This is a genomic window from Streptomyces sp. H39-C1 (genome assembly GCF_027158125.1).
GTDB classification, from domain to species: domain Bacteria; phylum Actinomycetota; class Actinomycetes; order Streptomycetales; family Streptomycetaceae; genus Actinacidiphila; species Actinacidiphila fildesensis.
Window position 1 is genome coordinate 1 of sequence record NZ_JAPVLS010000300.1, and the last position, 541, is coordinate 541.

Annotated in this window: 1 pseudogene; it reads right to left on the reverse strand. The window is 72.6% G+C overall.

Features of this window, described 5'->3' with window-relative positions:
* Positions 1-94: 94 nt before the first annotated feature.
* Positions 95-541 (reverse strand): annotated as a pseudogene (locus O3W51_RS48330) (tRNA pseudouridine(38-40) synthase TruA); the annotation flags it as partial.

Below are 541 nucleotides of genomic sequence, written 5' to 3' on the forward strand. Positions count from 1 at the left end.
ATCGACGCGTCGAACTTCGCCTTCGAGCGCATCGTGCAGCGCGGCAAGGACGCGGCGGCGCGCGACACGGCCGCCGGGAACTGACGGCGGCCGCTCAGAGGCAGCCGGGCAGCGTCCGCAGATTGCGGGCCAGCAGGTTGCGGGCCGCGAGCTGGTCGTCCGCCGGGTAGCCGACCTCCTCCAGCGTCAGCCCGTGCGGGCGCACCACATTGACCGCGGAGTTGCGGACCCCGGCGGCCAGCACCTCGCCGGGGAACTCCGCCGGCCGGTGCCCGTCCCCGACCAGCAGCATGGAGCCGACCAGCGCCCGCACCATGTTGTGGCAGAACGCGTCGGCCCGCACGGTCGCGACGGCGATCCCGTCGGGCGTGCGCTCCCAGTGCAGATCGAGCAGCTTGCGGATGGTCGTCGCACCCTCGCGCTTCTTGCAGTACGCCGCGAAATCGTGCTCGCCCAGCAGCTTCCCTGCCGCCTCGTTCATGAGGTCCACGTCCAGCGGCCGGTCGTGCCACAGCACGTGCCCGCGCAGCAGCGGGTCGAC